This window comes from Streptomyces sp. NBC_00252, assembly GCF_036187565.1.
In the GTDB taxonomy this organism is placed as follows: domain Bacteria; phylum Actinomycetota; class Actinomycetes; order Streptomycetales; family Streptomycetaceae; genus Streptomyces.
Map to the genome: position 1 here is coordinate 7,737,682 of NZ_CP108087.1, position 16,151 is coordinate 7,753,832.

Below are 16,151 nucleotides of genomic sequence, written 5' to 3' on the forward strand. Positions count from 1 at the left end.
GGCCGTGCAGACCGGCATGACAAGGGGCCCGGCACCGTGTGGTGCCGGGCCCCTGAACGTGGTGTGAGGCTGTGATCGGTCCTCGAGTCCTCGGTTATTCGTCCTCGGCCCGTGTCGGGTTCGGGGCGTCTCCCGGGCCGGGGTCAGTCCTCGTCGTGGGTGTCCGCGGCTTCGACCTCTTCGCGGGTGACGCCCAGCAGGTAGAGCACGGTGTCGAGGAACGGCACGTTCACCGCGGTGTGCGCGGCTTCCCGTACGACCGGCTTGGCGTTGAAGGCGACACCGAGGCCGGCCGCGTTGAGCATGTCCAGGTCGTTGGCGCCGTCGCCGATGGCCACGGTCTGCGCGAGCGGTACGCCCGCCTCGGCGGCGAAGCGGCGCAGGAGCCGGGCCTTGCCCGCGCGGTCGACGATCTCGCCGGTGACCTTGCCGGTGAGCCGTCCGTCGATGATCTCCAGCGTGTTCGCCTGGGCGAAGTCGAGCCCGAGCCGGTCCTTGAGGTCGTCGGTGACCTGGGTGAACCCGCCTGAGACGACGCCGACTTGGTAGCCGAGACGCTTGAGCGTACGGATCAGGGTGCGGGCGCCGGGCGTGAGGCGCACCTCGCTGCGGACCTTGTCGACGACCGACGCGTCGAGCCCCTTCAGCAGTGCCACGCGGGCGTGCAGGGACTGCTCGAAGTCCAGTTCCCCGCGCATCGCTGCGGCGGTGACCTCGGCGACCTCGTCCTCGCAGCCGGCGTGCGCGGCGAAGAGTTCGATGACCTCGTCCTGGATGAGCGTGGAGTCGACGTCCATGACGACCAGGCGCTGGGCCCGCCGGTGCAGGCCCGCCGCGACGACGGCGATGTCGACGCCGAAGGTTGCCGCGTCGGTGACGAGGGCGGTGCGCAGGGGTTCGGTCTCCACACCGGACACCGCGAACTCGACTGCTGTGACTGGGTACTTGGCGAGCCGGAAGATGCGGTCGATGTTGCCGCCGGCGCGGGTGATGCGGGCGGCGATCGCGGCGGTGGACTCCGCGGTGAGGGGGTGGCCCAGCACCGTCACCAGCGAACGGCCCAGCCCGCGGGGGCGGTTGTCGCCGAGGCCGGAGATGATCTCCGCCTGCATCTTCATCGACTCGGCCCAGCTGTGCACGGTGGCCCGGAGATCCCCTTCGAGCCCGGCGGGGGGCGGGGTCACGAGTGCGCACAGCACCATCCGGCCACGGGTGACGACCTGCTCGATGTCGACCACGTCGACGGAGTAGGCGGCGAGGGTGTCGAAGAGTCCGGCGGTGATGCCCGGCCTGTCCTTGCCGAAGATCTTGACGAGGAGAGTGGGGACGTCAGAGGTCTGCGAAGCGCTCATGGTGTACCCACCGTATCCGGCACGCAGTGCCTTATGCGGCAGAGGTCCGCCTAGCGGACACGGAACAGTGGGTGTCGGATCGGTGGCGCGAACCTTACGGGGCGATCACGAAGGGGGCGGGGAGTGGTCAGGAGTGGGGTGGGTGCTGGTCAGGAGCGGGCGGGGGGTGATCGTGAGGTGGCTGAGGAGTGGTCAGGAGGTGGGGTGTGGTGATCGTTTTGGGGCGCGTGGTTGATCAGGAGTTGACCTGTTGTCGTAGGGAGGGGGACTGGTGAGGGGGGTTGGGGCGGCGCGGGATGGGTGGGTACGCCTGAGTGGGTGAGTGGGTGAGTGGGTGAGTGGGTGAGTGGGTGAGTGAGTGGGATGTGTTGGGCGGTTCGGCGAGTGGGTGAGTGAGTGGGATGTGTTGGGCGGTTCGGCGAGTGGGGCGCGGTGTGTTGGGTGCTCGGATGCTGAGTGGTCGGGTGCTGGGCGAGTGGGGCGCCGTGTGTCGAGCCGCCTGGGCACTGAGCCGCCGAGCCGCCGAGCCGCCAGCCCGTGAGCCACCCGACACCAGGGCACTGGACCGTTGGTCCCTGCACGAGCTGGCTCGCCGGGCCATGGGAATGCACCGACCCACCCCCTGACTGACGCCACCCACCCCCTGACAGACGTCCCCCACCTCTCACCCGGCACCAAGCCGAGTCACCGACGCCCCTTAGGCCTCCCCGGAGGGGGCGGTGGCGGTGTCGTCGGCGGAGGAGGCGGAGGTTGCTGCCCCTCATCCGGGTCATCCCCCTGCCAGTCCCGCGAACGTGCCCCCGGCCGACGCCGACGCGACCGATCCGGCGGCTCGTAGGACTGGGCCATGGTCGGGGCGCCGTAAAGGTCGACGGGCGGCGGGATATCGGGTACCTGCGGGTCGTCGTTGCGCTGAGTCCCGTCGTCAGGCGGTACGACCCCGGGCGGCCGCGTACTCCCGGCGTACGGCCCGACCCCACCGGGCCCCACCGCTCCGGGTGCCCCACCAGCCCCGAACTGCCCTGCGCTGCCCGGCGGCTGAGGCCGACCGGCAGGCGCTGCCCCTCCAAGGGGTGGCCGACCACCTTGCTGCGGTGTCCCCTCGCCCGGCGGCCACGCGCCCTCCTGCGGTGAACCCGCATCCCGTGGCCACGCCGGCCCGCGAGACCGAGCCCCACCACTCGGTCCTACGTCACCCGGAGGCTGCCCGGCACCGTCACCCCGCGCACCTCCGCCAGGCGGCCGACCCCCGTCCTGCGGTGACCCCGCACTCGGCGGCCACACGACCTCCGTAGGCGATCCGGCCCCCGGCGGCCAAGCTGCCCCACGGGGCCGATCCCCACCACCAGGTCCGCCCCCGCCCGGCGCTCCACCACGGGGCCCTCCACCGCCAGGGCCTGCACCACCGGGTGCTCCACCACCGGGCCCGACCCCACGGGGCCCTCCACTGCCAGGGCCTGCACCACCGGTCCCTCCACCACGAGGCCCCGAACCACCGGCTCCCGCATCACCAGACCCCGCACCACCACCCCCCGCACCGCCAGGCCCACCCCCGCCACCCCACTCCCCGCCCGCCCCCGAACCACCAGCCCCGGACCCCCGAGGCCCCGCCCCGCCCCCGCGCCCCGACTGCTTCCCATCTGGCCACGCGCCCCCGGACGGCCTCCGGTCCTCCGGTTGCCGTAGTTCATCAGGTACTTGGAGATACGGATTGGTCGCGGGATTAGGCGCACGGTACGGCTCGCTCGGCACATAAGGCCCCGAGTCCCCAGCAGTCCCCGACCCCTTTGCGGACCCCGGCCCCCTCGCAGGCCCGGCGCCCCCTCCATGCCCGGCACTCCCCACAGGCTGCGACCGCTCCGGATACCCCGGCCCCCAGCCATCCGACCCCGCTCCAGACCCCGACCCCACCCCGGAACCCGGCCTCCACCCATCCGACCCCGCTCCAGACCCGGACCCCACCCCCGACCCCACCCCAACTCCAACCACGACCCCTTCCCCCACCCCAGTCCCAGTCCCACTCCCCGTCCCCAAGTCCCCCCGTGCCAGCCGCGACGCCCGCCATCCCGCCGCCCCGGTCGCATACGCGAGCAGACCCCCGACACCCCCCGCCCCCGCACCCCACACAGCCCCCAGCACCAACGCCATGCCCAGATGCCCGTGCAACTCGATCCCCGCGCCGAACGCGTCGAACCCCAGCACCGACAGCGACGCGTCCACCGACACATCCGTGAGCCACGCCAGCAACGGCAGCGTCAGCGCGGTGACAACCCCCAGCCGCAGGGCACACCGCCCGGCAAACCCAAGAGCGCTTTCCCGGCCATTGCGACCACCCGAACCACTGGCATCACCGCGACCCCCGACAACACCCGGCGCACTCGTACCACGGGCATCGCCGAGACCCCCGACAGCACCCGGCGCGCTCGCACCACTGGCATCGCCGAGACCCCTGGCAACACCCGGCACACCCGCACCGGTTGAGCCCGCTGATCCCCCAACACCCCTCACTCCCACAGGCGTTCGCGCCGCAGCCAACACCCCCGCCAGCAGCATCATCAGCGCCGCCGCTACCGCCAACAGCCAGACCCGCCCGTCCAGTTCGGCCAGCCGGCCCACCGTCACCGGCTGGTTCGACTTCGCGCTGAGGAGGTGGTCCAAGGGATGGGGGAGGAGTTTGGAGAGTTCGCCCGTCGCCTCGCCGTCCCAGGGGACGAAGAGGCCGAGGGGGATGCCGAGCCAGACGCCGTTCGGGGCGCCGAGGAGCGCCGCGCCCGCGATGCGTTTCGGGTGGTCGTCGCCGATCGCCGCGTACGCCGCCGCCGCGAGCCCCGCCGCCACCGCGACCAGCAGCACCGTGACAAGGGCGGACGCGGCCGGGCGTACGACACGGTGGACCGCCTCCCAACCGCGGGGCAGGGGCGTACGGCGTGAGGCCAGCAGGGCGATCAGCAGGATGCCGGCCGACCAGGCCAGGCCACCCAGCAGCGTCGGTGCCGTGTCCACCGTGAAGCCGACCGCCGCCTTCGCCTTGACCAGGTCGCCGACCTTGTCCGGGAGCAGGCCGCCGATGTCACCGATGTCGCCGAGGCCGGGGATGTTCACCCCGCCGCCCCCGCTGCCGCCGCCCGTCAGCTTGTCGAGGCCCAGCTTGCTTCCGTCGATCGTGATGACGTCGTGGCCCGCCCACGCCAGCCCGCCCAGCATCGCCACGAAGAGCGCGATCACCGAGCCCGCGCGCGCGAGGAGTTCGGCCGGTGCGATCACAACTCCGGCCGCCCGCAAGGACCGTAGGAAGAAGTACGACAGCAGGAGGGCGCCCACCAGGCTCACGCCCAACGGCGTGATCGTGACGGCCGTGTTGGCCTGTGCGCCGGTCAGGCCGAAAGCCGACACGTCGCCGGTCGGGGTGACCGAGCCGCCCGCGCCGAGGGCCACCACCGCCGCGGTCATCGGGCCGAGCGAGCCCGTCGCGTCGGCGCCCAGCAGGTGCAGGCCGAGTGCCGCCGTGCCCGCCATGCCTATCAGGGCCCAGCTCACCGCCGCGATCGCGGAGAGCAGGACGTCGGTCCAGGGCACCCTCGTGTCGTGGTGCGCCGTCCCGACACTTGTCGCTGAGCTCATGGCAGACCCCCCGATCCGCGGCGCGGTGCGGACACCGCACATGTCCCCCTCGCGTGGATTACCACTCTCCGGGTCGGTTTCAACCCCGTCAACGGAACCGGCGAAGGCGTACCGACGTGGTCTTCACAAGGCCCGACTTTCGGTCAGGGGGTGCAGCCTGAAATAGTTCCCGACGATGTTCGCCATCCCTAGACTCCCTGTGATGGGGGTAACTCGGGGGACTACTCAGTGGGGCATGGAGTGCCGGAACTCGTACTGGAATTGAATGGACGGACCTGGACGCTCGACGCGTCCCGGTCCTACACCCTCGGACGTGATCCGCAGGGGGACGTCGTGGTCGACGACGCCAGGGTCTCCTGGCGGCACGCCACGATCAGCTGGGGCGGCCGGAGTTGGGTCATCGACGACCACGGCAGCACCAACGGCACGTTCGTGCAGGGCCAGCGCATCCATCAGATGGAGATCGGCCCCGGCACGTCCGTGTACCTGGGCAACGCGACCGACGGCCCGCGGCTGAACCTGTCCGGTGCCGCGGCGGCCGTCGCGACCCCGCAGGCGCAGCCGCAGCAACAGCCGTACGCCGCACAGGGGGCGGGCCCCGGCTGGGCGCAGCAGGCGCCGCCGCAGCAGGCCCCGGCGCAGACGCCTGAGCAGCAGCGTTATCAGGCGCCGGCGGCCGCCGCGAACATTCCGCCGCAGCAGGGATCCGGCGCCGGCGCGGGGGCGCCGTCGGTCTACGGCGACCGCAGCCCGACCACGTTCCACCAGTTCTCGCTGGGCCGCGTGATGCGGATCGGCCGTGCGCTGGAGAACGAGCTGGTGGTCTCGGACCTCCAGGTCTCGCGCCACCACGCCGAGTTCCACGCGACGCCCGACGGCCGCTTCGAGATCCGCGACCTGGGCTCGCACAACGGCACGTACGTCAACGGCCAGCCGATCACCAAGGGCGGCTCGGCGCTGCTGGGCCCCAACGACATCGTCGGCGTCGGCCACTCCACGTTCCGGCTGGTCGGGGACCGGCTGGAAGAGTTCGTCGACACCGGTGAAGTCTCCTTCTCTGCACGGCACTTGACGGTGACGGTCGACGGCGGCAAGCAGATCCTCAAGGACGTCTCCTTCGGCGTACCGGAGAAGTCGCTGATCGCGGTCATCGGCCCGTCGGGCTCCGGCAAGTCGACCCTGCTCAAGGCGCTCACCGGCTACCGGCCCGCCAACCAGGGCGACGTCCTCTACGACAACCGCAACCTGTACAAGCAGTTCGCCGAGCTGCGCCAGCGCATCGGTCTGGTCCCGCAGGACGACATCCTGCACAAGGAACTGACCGTCAAGAAGGCCCTCAAGTACGCGGCCAAGCTGCGCTTCCCCGCCGACACCACCGGCACCGAGCGCGAGGCCCGTATCGACGAGGTGCTGCGCGAGCTGAAGCTCGACATCCACAAAGAGAAGAAGATCACCTCTCTCTCCGGCGGCCAGCGCAAGCGCGTCTCGGTGGCCCTGGAGCTCCTCACCAAGCCCTCGCTGATCTTCCTGGACGAGCCCACCTCGGGCCTCGACCCGGGCATGGACCGCGATGTCATGCAGCTGCTGCGCGGCCTCGCCGACGACGGCCGCACGGTCCTCGTCGTCACCCACTCCGTGGCCGAACTGGCGATCTGCGACAAGCTGCTGGTGATGGCCCCGGGCGGTTCCGTCGCCTACTTCGGGCCGCCGGAGGAGGCGCTGAACTTCTTCGGCTACGACACCTGGGCCGACGTCTTCTCCGCCTTCGAGAACTACCGCGACTACGACTGGGCCGGCCGCTGGAAGGGCTCGCAGCACTACCAGATGTACGCCGCGGACATCGACGCGATAGCACCGCAGTCCGTACAGATGCCGCCGATGCAGGCGATGAAGCCGCCCAAGCCGCAGGGCTGGATGTCGCAGTTCGTCACGCTGGTGCGCCGCTATGTCGCGGTGATCGCCTCCGACAAGGGCTTCCTGGCCCTGATGGTGATCCTGCCGGGCGTGCTGGGCGCGGTGAGCCTGCTCATCGACTCGGGCAACAGTCTGCTGCCCAACCCGGCTCGGGCGAACGGCAGCATCATCCCGAACGGCACGGCCACCACGGTCCTGTTGATCCTCGCGGTCGGCGCCTGCTTCGCGGGCGCGGCCAACTCCGTCCGTGAGCTGATCAAGGAACGGGTCATCTACGAACGGGAGCGCGCCACCGGCCTGTCCCGTTCCGCGTATCTGATGTCCAAGGTGTTCGTGCTCGGTGTGATCACCGCGCTGCAGGGTCTGATGGTCGGCGTCATCGGCTTCGCCAGCCGGGAGATCCCGAAGCAGGGCCTGGTGCTCGGCAGCCAGACCATGTTCGAGCTCTGCATCCCGATCATGGGTCTCGGCTTCACCGCGATGATGTTCGGCCTGATCATCTCCTCGCTGGTGAAGACGGCCGAGAAGACCATGCCGCTGCTGGTCATGTTCGCGATCATCCAGGTCGTGTTCACCGGCTGCCTGTTCACGCTGAACGGCTCGATCGGCGTCAACCAGTTCTCGTACCTGATGCCCTCGCGCTGGGCGGTCGGCGCCGCGGGCGCCACGCTCGACTTCAACAAGATCAGCCCGCCGAAACCGGGCGACAGCACCGACCCGCTGTGGGAGCACACCGTCGGCGCCTGGGGCATGGACATGGCCGCCCTGATCGCCCTCGGCGTGATCTGCGGCTTCTTCGTGGCCCGCTTCCTGCGCCGCCACGAGCCCGAGGTCATGCGGAAGTAGTTCTCGCGCAAGCAGGTCGTGCATGACGACGCCGAAGGGCGGCGCCCCTGGTGGGGGTGCCGCCCTTCGGCGTCGATACCGAGACCCAGAGGTCCGCCGGAGGCCTCAGTACGCGCTGTTGACGTTGTCGATCGAGCCGTACCGGTCGGCCGCGTAGTTGGCGGCGGCGGTGATGTTGGCGACCGGGTCGTAGATGTTCGTCGAGGTACCGGAGACGTGGTACGCGTTGAACGTCGGCTGGATCACCTGGAGCAGGCCGATCGACGGGGTGCCGTTGACCGCGTTGACGTCCCAGCCGTTGATCGCGCTGGGGTTGCCCGAGGACTCCCGCATGATGTTCTTGTACAGGCCGTTGTACGACCCCGGGATGCCCTTCTGCCTCATGATGGACAGCGCCTGGTCGATCCAGCCGTTGAGGTTGTTGGCGTAGGTCTTCGCGGCGACGGGCTGGATCCTGACGCGCTCGGTGGAGCGGCTCGCGGCCTTCTTGGCCTTGCGCGCGGCCTCCGCCTTCTTCTTGGCGGCGGCTTCGGCGGCGGCCTTCTTCTTCGCGGCGGCGTCCGCCTTGGCCTTCGCGGCCTTCGCCTTGGCGTCGGCCTTCGCCTGGATCGCCTCGGTCTTCACGCTCGCGCCGGCGAGCTGGTCGGTGACGCTGGCCTTGACGCCCTTGATGGGCTCCGACTTGTACGCGATCTTCGCCGTGGGGGCGGCGTCGCTCGTGGTCGTCCCCGCGCCGCTGGGCACCGCGGAGAACGCGAGGGCCGCGGCGCCGAGCGTGGCGACACCGGCGAGCGCGATCTTGTGCTGCTTGGTCAGCTTGGTCAGGCGACTATGACCAGGAGTGTTCAGGTTCTTGGGCATGGCGGATGGACCTCTTCGAATTGCGCGGAGGTCGCTCACCGTCCGGCGGGGACGCGGGTGCTTCCGGCACAAACGCCGCGGAGGAGATCCGCGGCGCTGAGCGACGGCTGCAATTCTTAGCGGCCGCAAAAACCTGTGGCAAAGGTGTGACGTACGATCCCGGATAGTGGAGCAGGGAAGGGCAAAACGGGACAGACAGGACCGTCTGTCCCGCTCAAGCGGTGCGCCTATATCTCCTATGTCCGCTAGTACGTGATCTGCGCCCTATGTGCGGGCTCACATCGCCCCCTCCTCATCCTCACCCGGAGTTGCGTGAGCAACGCACCGCGTGAGGGTCCTCCTCCGGGAGGATGAGGTGCACGTCCCCGAACTCGTGCCACAGGTAGAGCCCGCGCAACGCCTCCTCATAACTCCGGCCTACGGCGGCCCGCCCCGCGACCGCCTCCAGCATCAGCAGATGCGAGGCCTCCGGCTCGTGCAGCCCCGTCAGCAGCCCGTCCACCACCCGCACGCCCCGCTCCGGGGTCACCACGAGGTCCGTCCAGCCCGCACGCGCGCGTACGACCCCGTCATCCTCGGTGGCCGACTCCACCGCCCGCACCGCCGTCGTTCCGATCGCGATCACCCGCCCGTCCCCGGCCCTGACCGCGTTGATCAGCCGGGCCGACGCCTCCGGCACCGCGAACCGCTCCGGGTACGGCGGCTCGTGCGCCTCCGCCGACGCCACCCCGGTGTGCAGCGTGATCGGCGCGAACTGCACTCCCCGGCTCACCGCCTCCGCCACCAGCCGCGCGGTGAACGGCCGAGCCGCACTCGGCATCTCCGCACTGCCTGTCCCGTCCTCGGCAGGCAAGGAGAACACCGTCTGATAGACGTCCAAGGGCTGATCCCGCTCCGTATAGGAGTAACGGATGGGCCGCCCGTGCTCCCGCAGCAGCGCGGGCACCTCCGCACCGGACACCCCCGCCCACCACAACCGCTCGCCCCGCCCGCTCAGCGGCTCCTCCAGGACCAGCCGCACACCCTCGGGCAGCCGCACCTCCGTCCCCTCCGGGCCGCCCGCACGCGCGCGTGTGGTGCCCTTCCCGTCCGGCTCCCGCAGCTCGACCGCCCACCGCCCGTCATCGCCGCGCGTCGAGAAATGCACCACCACGCGCGTGTGCCCGATCCACCCGTCCACCGCCGCGGCGAGCGTCGGCGACGTGTTCACGACCAGCAGATCCCCGGCCCGCAGCAGCCGCGGCAGCTCCGCGAACACGTGATGCGACACCTCGGTACCCCGCGACACCAGCAGTCGTACGGCGTCCCGGTCGAGCCCGGGCCCGCGCTGCTCCGCCGGCACGCGCGCGGACAGCTCCTCCGGGACCCGCACGGCCACGGTCATCGCTCCTCCAGCAGGGCCGGCGCGCCGTAGCGGCCGCTCGCCGGTCGCTCGTCCAGCAACCGCAGGAAGCCCGGCACCACGGCCGAGGGCTCCGGCCGCGGATCACCGTCGTCCGGTACGGCCGCCGCGTACAGGTCCGTGCCCATGTCCCCGGGATCCACCGCCCACACCCGCAGCCCGGGCTCCTCAGCGGCGAGCACGGCCGCGAGATGGTCCAGGGCCGCCTTGGACGCCCCGTAACCGCCCCACGTCTCGTACGCTTCGGCCGCCGCGTCCGAGCTGACCGCGATCACCGCGCCCGCCCCCGAGGCCCGCAGCAGCGGCAGCGCCTCCTGGACCAGCCCCAGCGCGGCCACCACGTTCACCTCCAGCGCCCGCCGCAGCCCGTCCAGGGTCAGCTCCTCGAGCCGTACGAGCGGCTCGGCGCCCAGCGCGCTCGCGTTGCTCACCAGGAGGTCGACACCGCCCAGCTTCCCCGCCGCCGCCACCAGCTCCGCCCGGTGCACGGCGTCCGTGACATCCCCGGGCACGGCCTCCACGCGCGTGCCGTACGCGGCGACCGCCACCGCGGCCTCCGTCAGCACCCCCTCGGTCCTGGCGTCCAGCACCAGATCCCAGCCGCGCGCCGCCAGGGCCTCGGCGAGAGCCCGGCCCAGTCCCTTGGACGCCCCCGTGATGATCGCTACCGACATGACACACACGTCCCCTCGTCCACTACGCCGCCATCGGCGTGCTCCCAACGTAGGAACGGGACCGCCCCCGCCGCGTCAGCCCCGGGCCGCATCCACGGGGGCCCTTCGGCCTAGGCCCACCGGACCAGAAGACGGGCGTCACCAGCCCGATCCGCACTGTCACACCCCGCCGGTACCGTGAGGACATGAGTCAAGGTCCACGGTCCGGCCTCGCGGCGGTGAGTTCCGCGCTGCTGGCCATGAGCAGGCACCTCGAGGTGCGCGACGTCCTCAAGACGATCGTCGCCTCGGCCCGCGAGCTGCTCGACGCGGAGTACGCCGCCCTCGGCGTCCCCGACGACCACGGCGGCTTCGCCCAGTTCGTGGTCGACGGCGTCAGCGACGCCCAGTGGAAGGCCATCGGCCCGCTCCCGCGCCAGCACGGCATCCTCGCCGCGATGCTGCACGAGGCGAAGGCCGAGCGCCTGGCAGACGTCCGCAAGGACCCCCGCTTCGAGGGCTGGCCCTCGGCCCACCCCGACATGTCCGACTTCCTGGGCCTGCCCATCCGCGACGACGACGAGGTCATCGGCGCCCTGTTCCTCGCGAACAAGAACTGCCCCAAGAAGGACGGCAGTTGCGGCTTCACCGAGGAGGACGAGGAGTTGCTCTCCATCCTCGCCCAGCACGCGGCCATCGCCCTCACCAACGCCCGCCTCTACGAGCGCAGCCGCGAGCTGACCATCGCGGAGGAACGCTCCCGCCTGGCCCACGAGTTGCACGACGCGGTGGCCCAGAAGCTCTTCTCCCTCCGCCTCACCGCACAGGCCGCCGCCACCCTCGTGGACCGCGACCCCTCCCGCGCCAAGGGCGAACTCCAGCAGGTGGCCGCGCTCGCCGCCGAGGCCGCCGACGAACTCCGGGCAGCAGTCGTCGAGTTGCGCCCCGCCGCGCTGGACGAGGACGGACTGATCGCCACCCTGCGCACCCAGATCCAGGTCCTCGACCGCGCCCACACCGCGCGCGTCACCTTCACCGGCCGCGGCTTCCGCGCGCTGCCCGCGGCCCAGGAGGAGGCCATGCTCCGCGTCGCCCAGGAGGCCCTGCACAACGCGCTGCGCCACTCCGGCGCGGAGCACGTCGGCGTGACCCTGGCACGGCGTGGCTGCGGAGCGGTCCTCCGGATCACCGACGACGGCAGCGGCTTCGAACCCCAGTCGATCCGCCGCGCGGGACGCCACCTCGGCCTGGTCTCCATGCGGGACCGCACCAACGGCGTCGGCGGCACACTGACCGTGGAATCGGCGCCCGGAAAGGGCACCACGATCGAGATGGAGGTCCCCGGTGGCTGATCCGATCAAGGTCCTCATCGTCGACGACCACCAGGTCGTCCGCCGGGGCCTGCGCACCTTCCTGGAGGTGCAGGACGACATCGAGGTCGTCGGCGAGGCGGCCGACGGCGCCGAAGGAGTCGCCCGCACCGAGGAGTTGAAGCCCGACGTCGTCCTCATGGACGTCAAGATGCCGGGCATGGACGGCATCGACGCCCTGCGCAGACTCCGCGAACTCGACCTCCCCGCGCGCGTGTTGATCGTCACCAGCTTCACCGAACAGCGCACGGTGATCCCGGCCCTGCGCGCGGGCGCCGCCGGTTACGTCTACAAGGACGTGGACCCGGACGCCCTGGCCGGCGCCATCCGTTCCGTGCACGCGGGCCACATCCTGCTCCAACCCGAGGTCGCCGGCGTCCTGTTGTCCCAGGAGGAGTCCAACTCGGGGCAGGGGAGAGGCGGTTCGCTCACGGAGCGGGAGCGCGAGGTGCTCGGCCTGATCGCCGACGGCCGCTCCAACCGCGAGATAGCCCGCGCCCTGGTGCTCTCCGAGAAGACGGTCAAGACCCACGTCTCGAACATCCTGATGAAGCTCGACCTGGCGGACCGCACCCAGGCCGCCCTGTTCGCTGTACGCCACGGTCTGACGCGGTGACCGCACAGAGCGATCCGGCGAGGTCGGAGAGCTGCGTCGGCAACACGGAGCGTCCCCTTCCGGGCTGAGATTCATACCGTCGTGGGAATGTCCCCCGAATGGCGCATCCTTCGTGGATCTCCGCCGTTCTCCAGTGCGTGCCGCGGCGCCTGCCGCGGTCATCGCTAGGAGGGCTCAGAAGTGAAGAACCTGAAGAAGGCAGCGGCCGTGACGATGGTGGCCGGCGGGCTTGTCGCCGCCGGTGCCGGACTGGCCTCCGCCAACGGCCTGGCCGACGGCCAGGCCGCCGGTTCCCCCGGCGTCGGCTCGGGCAACGTCGTCCAGGTCCCGGTGCACATCCCGGTGAACGCGGTCGGCAACAGCGTGAACGTCATCGGCGTCCTGAACCCCGCCTTCGGTGACCTCGGCGTCAACCGCTGACACACGTCGCCACGCGACAGTGACCTCCGGCCGTCCAGGGCACTCCCTGGGCGGCCGGTCTGCTCGTCACCTGGTCACCTGGTCGGCTTGTCGCGCCAATGATCCGAACGGGCAGTCACACGCGCATCCGCGTGCCGTTTCCGCCTCCCCCCGCGTTGATCAGCGCACGACCCGCGGCCGGGTCGGTCACGCAATCGCAGGAGGAACGCTTCTCATGAACATCGCCAAGAAGGCCGCTGTGGCCCTCACCGTCGCCGGTATCGCCGCCGGCGCCTCCGCCGGTGCCGCTTTCGCCGACGCCGGTGCCGACGGCGCGGCCGTGAAGTCCCCGGGTGTCGGTTCGGGCAACGCCGTCCAGGTGCCCGTCCACGTCCCGGTCAACGTCGTCGGCGACAGCGTCAACGTCATCGGCCTGCTGAACCCCGCGTTCGGCAACAAGGGCATCAACGGCTGACGCCACAGCACAAAAAAGGGGCCCCACGAGTCAACGACGACTCGCGGGGCCCTTTTGCATGAGATCCGAGGGGCCTCCGGCAACCTCTCAACCCAGCCCGGCATTGATCAGCCCGCCCGGTACCCCTCAACGCGGGCGACAGAATCCAGCCCGTCCGGCAACCTCTCAACGCAGGCCGGCAAAATCCAGCCCGTCCGGCAATCTCTCAACCCAGGCCCGCAGTGATCAGCCCGCCCGCCACCTCTCAACCCAGGCCGGTACAACTCAGCCCGTCCGGCGTTTGAGGACGAGGCCCCTTCAGGGCCGAAGCGGGGGCCTGGGGGCGCAGCCCCCAGAGGACGCCCACCCCAACACCGGGCAACCAAGGCAGCGGAACATTCACCGCACCCCCTTCTCCCGCTCCTCCACAACGGAGTTGTACGCCGCGACCTGCGCCCGCCGAGCCGTCCGCTCCACCGGCCGCAACGCCTCCGCCCGAGCCATCATCTCGGACGCACTCACCGCACCCCCGGGCCCGTTCTCGTACGCCACGGACACCAGCAACCCCACCCGCTGCGCCAGCTCAAGCACCCGCACCGCCCGCGGCGGATACCCCGGCGCCAACACCTCCCGCCCCCGCTCCGCCCGCGCGCGGTACGCGTCGACCGCCGCCTCCGCCACCGGCCCCGACCCGGCGACATCGAGCCGCGACAACACCTCCGTCGCATCCCGCAGCGCCTCCGCCAGCTCCCGCTCCGCCTCCCCGAGCGACGGCACATCGGCCGGCGGCGCCTCCCGCACCGGCAGGCAGTGCCACACGACCTCGACATGGACGTCACCGGCGGGACCGGCCTCGTAGACCTCGGGAACGAGGCCGAGCGCGGCGCCGTAGCAGACCACCGCCTCCTCCGCGTCGAGGGCCCGCGCGTTGAACGCGGGCGGCCCGCTCAGCCCCAGCGGGTGTCCCGAGGTGGGCAGCGCGACGCGCAGTCCGGTCACCCCGAGCGCGCGCAGCCGCCCCAGCGCGAGCGTGAGTCCGACGGGCGCCGACTCGCCCGGCAGCCCTTCCACCCGGTGCACGGCGTCCTCGCCCACGATGGCGAGCACGGCGTCGTCCGGCGAGACAAGTCCGGCCAACAGGGCATTTCCCCAGGCGGCGAGGCGCCCTGAGCGTGGTTCCGAAAGCATGGCGTCCACCCTAAGGACAGGACCGATGGAATGGACCGCCCGGCCGGTGGCGTAGATTTCTTCGAGGGCTGCGCCTACCGGCGCACGCGACAGCCGAGACAGGCCGACGATGCAATGGGAGACAGCGCGCTCATGAGCGATGTTCTGGAGCTGGAGGACGTAACCGTGGTCCGGGAGGGCCGGGCTCTGGTGGACCAGGTCTCCTGGTCGGTCAAGGAGGGCGAGCGCTGGGTCATCCTCGGCCCGAACGGCGCCGGCAAGACCACGCTCCTGAACGTCGCGTCCAGCTACCTGTTCCCCAGCAGCGGCACCGCTACCATCCTCGGCGAGACCCTCGGCAAGGTCGACGTCTTCGAACTGCGCCCCCGCATCGGCGTCGCCGGCATCGCCATGGCCGAGAAGCTCCCCAAGCGCCAGACCGTCCTCCAGACCGTCCTGACCGCCGCCTACGGCATGACCGCCGGGTGGAACGAGGACTACGAGGACGTCGACGAGCAGCGCGCCCGCGCCTTCCTCGACCGCCTCGGCATGAGCGACTACCTCGACCGCCGCTTCGGCACCCTGTCCGAGGGCGAGCGCAAGCGCACCCTCATCGCCCGCGCCCTGATGACCGACCCCGAGCTGCTCCTCCTCGACGAGCCCGCCGCCGGCCTCGACCTCGGCGGCCGCGAGGACCTCGTACGCCGTCTCGGCCGCCTCGCCCGCGACCCGATCGCCCCCTCCATGATCATGGTCACGCACCACGTCGAGGAGATCGCCCCCGGCTTCACCCACGTCCTGATGATCCGTCAGGGCAAGGTCCTCGCCGCCGGCCCGCTGGAGCTCGAACTCACCGCCCGCAACCTGTCGTTGTGCTTCGGCCTCCCGCTGATCGTCGAGCAGGTCGGCGACCGCTGGACCGCACACGGTCTCCCCATGGCCTGAACTCCCTTGTAAGAAGCGGGTGCAGGGACATGTGCGCCCTGTCCGTGACGGCACCCGCAGCCCTACCATTGACCATGTGAACGACATCGGCGGTTGGGTGTGGTGGCTCGTCGGCGCGGTGGCACTCGGGATTCCCCTCGTGGTGACCGCGATGCCGGAGTTCGGCATGCTCGCCGTCGGCGCCGTGGCCGCCGCGGGGACCGCCGGGATCGGCGGTGACCTCGTCGTCCAGGTCCTCGTCTTCGCCGTCGTCTCGGTCGCGCTCATCGCGGTCGTACGGCCCATCGCGAACCGGCACCGCTCCCAGCGCCCCCAACTCGCCACAGGAGTGGACGCGTTGAAGGGCAAGCAGGCTGTCGTCCTGGAGCGTGTCGACGCCTCAGGCGGCGGTCGGATCAAGCTCGCCGGAGAGATCTGGTCGGCCCGCGCACTCGACACCGACCGCGCCTACGAACCGGGCCAGGAGGTGGACGTCGTGGAGATCGAGGGAGCCACCGCGATCGTCATCTGACCTCGAAGGACGCGAGGGATGACCTCGCGGGACTCAACTG

Annotated in this window: 12 protein-coding genes and 1 pseudogene; 7 read left to right on the forward strand and 6 right to left on the reverse strand. The window is 71.0% G+C overall.

Features of this window, described 5'->3' with window-relative positions; translation table 11 throughout:
- Positions 1-143: 143 nt before the first annotated feature.
- Positions 144-1,352, reverse strand: coding sequence for a phosphoserine phosphatase SerB (serB, locus tag OHT77_RS34400; protein WP_328832305.1), 1,209 nt, complete (start codon positions 1,350-1,352; stop codon positions 144-146).
- A 2,043-nt stretch (positions 1,353-3,395) separates the two neighbouring features.
- Positions 3,396-4,973: pseudogene (locus tag OHT77_RS34405) on the reverse strand (streptophobe family protein); the annotation flags it as partial.
- A 240-nt stretch (positions 4,974-5,213) separates the two neighbouring features.
- On the opposite strand from OHT77_RS34405, the gene OHT77_RS34410 reads away from it, so the two are divergent.
- On the forward strand, positions 5,214-7,733 hold the full coding sequence (locus OHT77_RS34410) for an ABC transporter ATP-binding protein/permease (RefSeq protein WP_328832306.1): 2,520 nt from the start codon (positions 5,214-5,216) through the stop codon (positions 7,731-7,733).
- Between the two features lie 105 nt (positions 7,734-7,838).
- On the opposite strand, the gene OHT77_RS34415 is transcribed toward OHT77_RS34410, so the two are convergent.
- From OHT77_RS34415 to OHT77_RS34425, 3 genes are all read right to left on the reverse strand, one after another.
- On the reverse strand, positions 7,839-8,594 hold the full coding sequence (locus tag OHT77_RS34415) for a transglycosylase SLT domain-containing protein (RefSeq protein ID WP_328832307.1): 756 nt from the start codon (positions 8,592-8,594) through the stop codon (positions 7,839-7,841).
- 298 nt (positions 8,595-8,892) lie between these two features.
- A complete protein-coding gene (locus OHT77_RS34420) occupies positions 8,893-9,978 on the reverse strand; it encodes an S-adenosylmethionine:tRNA ribosyltransferase-isomerase (RefSeq protein WP_328832308.1) in 1,086 nt (361 codons plus the stop codon).
- The gene (locus OHT77_RS34425; protein ID WP_328832309.1) at positions 9,975-10,670 is read right to left on the reverse strand and encodes an SDR family NAD(P)-dependent oxidoreductase; all 696 of its coding nucleotides are present in this window, start codon (positions 10,668-10,670) and stop codon (positions 9,975-9,977) included. The genes OHT77_RS34420 and OHT77_RS34425 overlap by 4 nt, the downstream gene beginning before the upstream one ends.
- Before the next feature lie 185 nt (positions 10,671-10,855).
- Between OHT77_RS34425 and OHT77_RS34430 the strand changes: the two genes are divergently transcribed.
- The 4 genes from OHT77_RS34430 (at position 10,856) to OHT77_RS34445 (ending at position 13,509) form a co-directional block, all read left to right on the forward strand.
- Entirely contained in the window at positions 10,856-12,001 is a 1,146-nt protein-coding gene (locus OHT77_RS34430) for a GAF domain-containing sensor histidine kinase (RefSeq protein ID WP_328832310.1), read from the forward strand.
- Positions 11,994-12,635, forward strand: a complete 642-nt coding sequence (locus OHT77_RS34435; RefSeq protein ID WP_266767280.1) for a response regulator — start codon at positions 11,994-11,996, stop codon at positions 12,633-12,635. The genes OHT77_RS34430 and OHT77_RS34435 overlap by 8 nt, the downstream gene beginning before the upstream one ends.
- Before the next feature lie 180 nt (positions 12,636-12,815).
- Positions 12,816-13,055 carry a chaplin gene (locus tag OHT77_RS34440; RefSeq protein WP_266767279.1) on the forward strand — a complete coding sequence of 80 codons (240 nt, stop codon included), beginning with the start codon at positions 12,816-12,818 and terminating at the stop codon, positions 13,053-13,055.
- 214 nt (positions 13,056-13,269) lie between these two features.
- Complete coding sequence (locus tag OHT77_RS34445) at positions 13,270-13,509, forward strand: chaplin family protein (RefSeq protein ID WP_266767278.1); 240 nt, start codon at positions 13,270-13,272, stop codon at positions 13,507-13,509.
- A gap of 378 nt (positions 13,510-13,887) precedes the next feature.
- Here OHT77_RS34445 and OHT77_RS34450 read toward each other — a convergent pair whose 3' ends face one another.
- Entirely contained in the window at positions 13,888-14,676 is a 789-nt protein-coding gene (locus OHT77_RS34450) for a hypothetical protein (RefSeq protein WP_328832312.1), read from the reverse strand.
- 132 nt (positions 14,677-14,808) lie between these two features.
- Between OHT77_RS34450 and OHT77_RS34455 the strand changes: the two genes are divergently transcribed.
- Positions 14,809-15,600, forward strand: coding sequence for an ABC transporter ATP-binding protein (locus tag OHT77_RS34455; protein WP_200690084.1), 792 nt, complete (start codon positions 14,809-14,811; stop codon positions 15,598-15,600).
- Between the two features lie 76 nt (positions 15,601-15,676).
- Positions 15,677-16,111 (forward strand): NfeD family protein, encoded by a 435-nt coding sequence (locus OHT77_RS34460; RefSeq protein WP_328832313.1) that lies wholly within the window; start codon positions 15,677-15,679, stop codon positions 16,109-16,111.
- Positions 16,112-16,151: the final 40 nt, after the last annotated feature.

Coding starts and splice junctions, on each gene's coding strand:
- OHT77_RS34425 (WP_328832309.1), bottom strand. CDS start 10,670: ATGTCGGTAGCGATCATCACGGGGGCGTCCAAGGGACTGGGCCGGGCT.
- OHT77_RS34420 (WP_328832308.1), bottom strand. CDS start 9,978: ATGACCGTGGCCGTGCGGGTCCCGGAGGAGCTGTCCGCGCGCGTGCCG.
- OHT77_RS34430 (WP_328832310.1), top strand. CDS start 10,856: ATGAGTCAAGGTCCACGGTCCGGCCTCGCGGCGGTGAGTTCCGCGCTG.
- serB (WP_328832305.1), bottom strand. CDS start 1,352: ATGAGCGCTTCGCAGACCTCTGACGTCCCCACTCTCCTCGTCAAGATC.
- OHT77_RS34445 (WP_266767278.1), top strand. CDS start 13,270: ATGAACATCGCCAAGAAGGCCGCTGTGGCCCTCACCGTCGCCGGTATC.
- OHT77_RS34415 (WP_328832307.1), bottom strand. CDS start 8,594: ATGCCCAAGAACCTGAACACTCCTGGTCATAGTCGCCTGACCAAGCTG.
- OHT77_RS34455 (WP_200690084.1), top strand. CDS start 14,809: ATGAGCGATGTTCTGGAGCTGGAGGACGTAACCGTGGTCCGGGAGGGC.
- OHT77_RS34450 (WP_328832312.1), bottom strand. CDS start 14,676: ATGCTTTCGGAACCACGCTCAGGGCGCCTCGCCGCCTGGGGAAATGCC.